We start from the raw sequence: 5,712 nt of genomic DNA, 5'->3' as shown, positions 1-5,712 counted from the left end.
GTTACTCCATAAGTCCAGTCCCATGAAGTTGGATTGGCTATCGCGATATGCGCTGAATGCTCGCTTCCGGCGTAGAATTCCATGGCGTCCTCCTTAATCCCAGTACACGCTTACTTCGGCATCGGGCGTGCCTTCTCGCTCATCATCTCCGATGATCTTCGACAGCAGCCATCCCAGCCCCAGCGCTGAGGCTACACCTACTACTCCCAATACGACTGTTTTTTTCTTTTCGCTCATAACTCACCTCATCATTGAATTACCGCAGGAAGGGCACTTGGTCAGGTAGCAGGGCACTCCGGTAGTATGCGGCGCACTGTACCCGCACGACGGGCATACGCAGTAACCGCCGGGCCCCGCGCCCGGGCTCGTGCCGCGGTTCCTCCCGAGGCCCTGCCCTTCACGCTTCCATATCATCCAGCCCAACCCCAGGGCGACGCTTCCGCCTAAAAGACCCCATACCAATTTCTCACTCATGGTTACCATCCATATCCGTTACTAGAGCTATCAGCTCTAGGACCGTCATGCCTTTGTCCCGCGCGGCCTCCGCCAGGCGCTCCACGCTTAACTTGTCCGATATGTAAAGGGCCTTGAGCAGGCACTGATTGCCCTTTTCTCCGGTGCCGCCGTTGTAGGATCTGAGCGTGGCCATGATATCTTCCGGTATCAGAGCCACGGCCTGCGGCGTGGGCTTTAAGGGGCTGTGGTGCTCCCACAGGTCCCCGCGCCTCATCTTTACGTCTTCCAATACTAACCCGCACATGAAATCGTACTCCCTCTCCATGACGGCGACCTTTTTATCGATCTCGATGTTCTTGGCTTCGAGCTCACCGGCTTTGCCCATCCACTGCTTTATGGTCTTGCCCAGGGTGTGCTGGTCCCACTGCATCTTGAGGCACCAGGTCAATATGCCGGCGCCCAGTACGCTCAACCCCGATATCACCGATATTTCTTCGTATGTAAACATGGCTCATACAATTGATTATTCCCCTAGCTTGCCATCTCCGCTATGTGCAGGATTATCATCACCTCTCCGGTGCCGGTCTTGCCGCCGGCGGTGCCGACGGTTACTGTATCGCCGGCAGCTATAACTTTTTGTGTAAGATCCCCCGATACATAGGTTTTGTGGTAACCTAATGCTTTACTAACCTCTGAAACAACAAGGTCAAAATAATCATCATCAAGAGCCACGCCATCTTGGTATCGACCTAAGCGAACATTAACGCCGGCATCGGCGGATGAGGCTTCTGTATAAACAATTGTATAACCTACTAAACATCCCGGTGTATCTGCAAAATAAACCTCAATATCCGCCGCGGCACCAGATAAATCTAATTTCACTGATATATAAGATTTGTCAACTATGGTATGTAACCCAACTATATACATAGGCAACGTAGAATAGCCTACGACTACAACGTTTCTGATATTATTATAGTCGCTTGTATTGCCCTCTAAAACACCATAGTCTTGAGTAGCTATCCCCTGATTGTCTAACGCAATACCTCTAATATTACAGTGATTTGTAGCTCCTCTTAAATTTAATCCTGCACCTATCCCACCTTGCCCATTATTCAGAGAATTAAAATTGCAGTTGCAATATATGCAGTCTTGAAAACGTATCCCATCAAGTTTATTGTCTTGAGATACTATATCCATATTCGCGTAATTACTTGCCCCCATATAGCAGCCTACAGAAGACCCTTTACATATACCTTTTATAATGGCATTATGGCTTGCATCCAACATAATTCCGTATCTGTCGTTATCAACACAAGTTGCTGATATTACTAAATTGTCGGAGTTTATAAATTGACAGCCATCCGCTGTATTATCATGAGAAATTAAATCACTTACGACGGAATTATCGGCGTTAGCCAAATATACCCCACTGCCTACATTTATCGCGTCGCCATTATCATGAGTATAACACGACTGAACTATAATTCTGCCATTTGATCCAACTGCAACGGCGATTATCCCATGTTGTGCCGCATTTTTAACTTCAAGATATTCTAAATAAACATCGGGGGTATTTTCTATTCTTACTATATGAGCTGCAACAGTCTGACCCGCCCTATTACCATCAAACACTATATCACATATAGACACGTCACTAAGATTAACTAAATTAACCATGTGACATTCAGCGCCATCTGAAAGAAAAAGTATTGTATTTTTACCACACCCTACTAAAGCTAAACCTACTATACCTGTTAATGTGCTGGCTAGATTGAACGTCCCCTCCAGCAGCACCACCTTCCCGCCCCCCGCCGGCAGCGCATCGATCGCCGCCTGGATCTCAACGTTGTCAGCCACCCCGTCGCACACGTAGTTCGCGGCGGCCTTGTTCAGGCTATCGCTCGCGGCCACTACAATCGTCGCCGCCATTGCGCCTTTATTTTCGTAAGCCATTACACGTACCTCAACATGATCCCCAAAAGATAGCAGTCAGCGCCCACTGTGTCCAGCGCATCGTCTCCGTGGCGCGTAAAGGCCACGCCCACTATATCACCCGGGCCAAGAGCCCCCACGCCTACAAAAGCCGCGGCTATATCGATGCCTTCTACCTGAGTTCCTGTTACCGCCACGTTACCTTCGGCTACGGCCCCGGAGTCGATGTTGTAAGACTCTCCGCTTGCTATCTCGCCCCAGTCTGTGGCCACGCTGCGCCGGAAGTTTCCGGTATCTCCCGGGACCACCACGGCCTCGCAGGTCACCAGCTCCTGGAAGTTAAGCGGGATGCACACGTTGAAGCGGCTTACTACTTCAAGGCCGTCGGTGAGCTGTTCGCAGGGGTGGGCGCCTATATTGGAGGAGGGGTTGGGCACGGGGATAAATATCTCGGGAAGCTGGGTATGCACCCCTAAGTCTTGGATCTGACCGGTCACATTGCCGATCAGCTTATTATTCATAGCCCTGTTCTCGCCGCATGTCGGCCCGCCGATATTGATTCCGTACCCGCCGCAACCATTGATGTAGTTGTTTTCGATGGAGTTGTTGTCAGAATCGGACAGAAGGCGTATACCATCATTCGAGGCGCCCACTATAGTATTATTAATTATGGAGGATTCCATTAACCCAAATGTCGGAACCGTGGCTACGCCATAATCTACTCCATAGTCACAACTAATTATAAGGTTGTCATTTATTTCGTGATAATAATGGCCGTTACACTGACCAAAGTATATTCCGGCACCTCCCGCACTCTCAATATGGTTATCATGTATTTTGAAAGACATGCTCGTATTCGCAGCATCCATTGAGATATAAATACCATAACCATCTGTTGCGTTTATATAACATCCTTTTATCACGCCATATTGTGTGACCGTGCCTTCAACGTGAATACCGTCGGCATCACTTGCCGCAATATAAACGCCATCTATTATAAACATATCGCTGCCGTCATCGATAAATATACAATGTACTGTGTTACCGGTACCAGCAGAACCAAGTATAGCTAAGTTTTTAACGCAGCAGAAAACCTTGCCTATCATCTGTATAGCATGATCTCCTGTGGCTAATGCCGTGGCGATGATTCCGGTGCACCAACCCTGGCCCTCTAGCACTATATTATCATCAGGGAAAACTATCGATTCAGCCAGTACGAAAGTACCCTCGGAAAGTACAACCCGCCCTCCGGCGGCTGGCAGAGCTGCCATGGCCGCGTTGATCTGCACGTCATCCGCCACGCCGTCGCAGATGTAATCCGCCTGGGCCCGGCACTTGTCTAAAGCGTCGGAAGCGGCCACGAAGAGCGTTGCCACTCTCGGCGGCATCCAAAGTCCCTGTGCAGGTGTTCCTCCTCTAGGCATGTCAACTCCTTAAATAGCTGCCGGGATCTCCAGTACGCTGAAAGTCATGATAGTGCAATTTACGCTATAGCGGTAGTTGATAGTAGTGCTGTCCTGGACCAGCGTATCGAACTCAAAAAGCGCGCTGGCCGGTAAAGCCACGCCGTGGTTAAACTCCACAACCTGTGTGTTGCCGCCTCTGATGATGGTCACGCTCAGCACGCCGGCCACACTGAAAGCCCCCTGGCAGCGGAAGAGGGTAGGCACCACATAAGGCGTGAGGGCCGTACCGAAAAAGTTATTCGGCGTTAAGTAAGCCGTGTTGTGGATCACGCCTTTATCGATGGGCGTCATGGGATCGATGCTGCGCATTATGCGATAAATATCTCCGGCGGCAACTATAACACCCAGTGTAGCGAAGCCTATAGTATTGGCGATATTACCGTTTACCGTGCGATGGTAAGTTACGCCGGCGTGGATTATCTCTATGGTCGCGCCCTCAAATATGTTGACTTCCCAATCCTTCGTGGTATCGGTCAACTGTGTTGTCAGGCCGCCGGTGGCGATCCCCTCATCTACAACAGTGCTTGAGGTAACGGAGATCGAGCCGTCCGGAAGCAGGCGCAGCGGTATCCAGACATCAAGGCCCGCGGTAGAGTTTAAGTAATCCTTACCGAATATTTTGCTTCCCGCTCCAGACATAACTCATCTCCTAAGTGTTATTCGGCTCGTTGATCGTCGCGATGAAATCGTCAATGTACACATGATGATTTAGGCCACCGAGGCCAGATATCGAGAACGCTCCAACCATATATCTACCAGTCCCCGGAGCCGGCAGAAAAGGTACTTTATATTGGCTGATATCCATTTCCAATTGATTTACAAGGATCCTTACATATTGCCCGGTCTGCGTGTCCCACACCAGTTTTATTGAGCTATACGAATGGTAGTCCCAATATAATTGTACGTCATCTATGATCTCAACCAGAGGGGGGTCGTTGTATGTATACAGCAGAAGGCTTGGCCCATCTAAATACCATGCCGTAAAATAAACGTTGGTATTATCGTTGTAATAGTTCAAGCCCGCAAGCGTATCGTAAAACTGCACGGCAAAGGAAAATTCGTAACCCGCTTTATTGGGTTCTTTTACCCCCCAGGACCTCTGTACTGTGGACGCAGTAAGGAGGCCGCTGCTTAACTTCAAGCTAAAGCCGCCGTTTCTGAAACTCTCCGGGCTCCATTCACAGTTAGCCCCGGCTCCGGCACCAAGTGCCGGCACCCATGACTCAATGCCGCTCTCGAAGTTATCGTGGCAGACAACGTTCCCGCGCCTGTCGACCGAGTTATAGGCTCCCAGTCTAGCCGCCAGCTCCGCTTGGTCTGAAGTTGTATATAAGCCATCCCGCCCTGCCTGGCCTATAGGGGCAGCAACAGAGTAATCCGGCAGCCCCGCGCCGCGCGTCGGTATCGTCCAAGTCTTCGCAACTGTAAACATTAGAGAGCCTCCTCCACCGTCACTGAGACCGTTATCGTATGCGGATTTATCGCGTCGCCGTTCTGCAGCTCCACCCAGATGTTCTCGCCCTGCTTTACCGGCACGCTGAGGTTATCGAAGACGGGCGTAGCGTCGTTCAAGGCCATAAAGCCCGTCTCCGGCAGCACGCGCTTGTTGCCTACGCCCACGGCTACATCGACTAATGCGTTGCATCCAGCCGGCCAGTGCCTCAATATCTTTCTGACGTATCCGGCATAAGGCGATTGCGCCACCAGCCTTACCGCCTGCCCGGGCAGCAGTATCTGCTGGAAGGGCACTTCCTGTGTTCTTCCTATAGTCATTGTTTCACCTCCCGCGAGCTGCTGCACAAATTGCGTCAAGGCGTCCAGCTGCTGCCCCACAGCAAGCAGCTTATCGTCCGCC

The 5,712-nt window shown here is 50.7% G+C and carries 8 protein-coding genes; all 8 read right to left on the bottom strand.

Annotated elements, in window-relative coordinates; translation table 11 throughout:
• Positions 1–93: 93 nt before the first annotated feature.
• A complete protein-coding gene (locus WC359_14505; protein ID MFA5401658.1) occupies positions 94–237 on the bottom strand; it encodes a hypothetical protein in 144 nt (47 codons plus the stop codon).
• A 3-nt stretch (positions 238–240) separates the two neighbouring features.
• The gene (locus tag WC359_14500) at positions 241–474 is read right to left on the bottom strand and encodes a hypothetical protein (protein MFA5401657.1); all 234 of its coding nucleotides are present in this window, start codon (positions 472–474) and stop codon (positions 241–243) included.
• Positions 467–964 carry a hypothetical protein gene (locus WC359_14495; GenBank protein ID MFA5401656.1) on the bottom strand — a complete coding sequence of 166 codons (498 nt, stop codon included), beginning with the start codon at positions 962–964 and terminating at the stop codon, positions 467–469. Before WC359_14495 ends, WC359_14500 begins: the two co-directional genes overlap by 8 nt.
• 23 nt (positions 965–987) lie before the next feature.
• On the bottom strand, positions 988–2,412 hold the full coding sequence (locus WC359_14490; GenBank protein ID MFA5401655.1) for a right-handed parallel beta-helix repeat-containing protein: 1,425 nt from the start codon (positions 2,410–2,412) through the stop codon (positions 988–990).
• Complete coding sequence (locus tag WC359_14485) at positions 2,412–3,815, bottom strand: right-handed parallel beta-helix repeat-containing protein (GenBank protein MFA5401654.1); 1,404 nt, start codon at positions 3,813–3,815, stop codon at positions 2,412–2,414. Before WC359_14485 ends, WC359_14490 begins: the two co-directional genes overlap by 1 nt.
• Positions 3,816–3,824: 9 nt before the next feature.
• On the bottom strand, positions 3,825–4,496 hold the full coding sequence (locus WC359_14480; GenBank protein ID MFA5401653.1) for a hypothetical protein: 672 nt from the start codon (positions 4,494–4,496) through the stop codon (positions 3,825–3,827).
• Between the two features lie 10 nt (positions 4,497–4,506).
• The gene (locus WC359_14475) at positions 4,507–5,289 is read right to left on the bottom strand and encodes a hypothetical protein (GenBank protein MFA5401652.1); all 783 of its coding nucleotides are present in this window, start codon (positions 5,287–5,289) and stop codon (positions 4,507–4,509) included.
• On the bottom strand, positions 5,289–5,712 hold a 424-nt coding region (locus WC359_14470; protein ID MFA5401651.1), incomplete at its 5' end, for a hypothetical protein. The genes WC359_14475 and WC359_14470, both read right to left, overlap by 1 nt.

This window comes from Dehalococcoidia bacterium (assembly GCA_041653995.1).
GTDB lineage: Bacteria > Chloroflexota > Dehalococcoidia > GIF9 > UBA5629 > CAIMUM01.
This window is presented reverse-complemented; position numbering and strand designations above follow the sequence as displayed.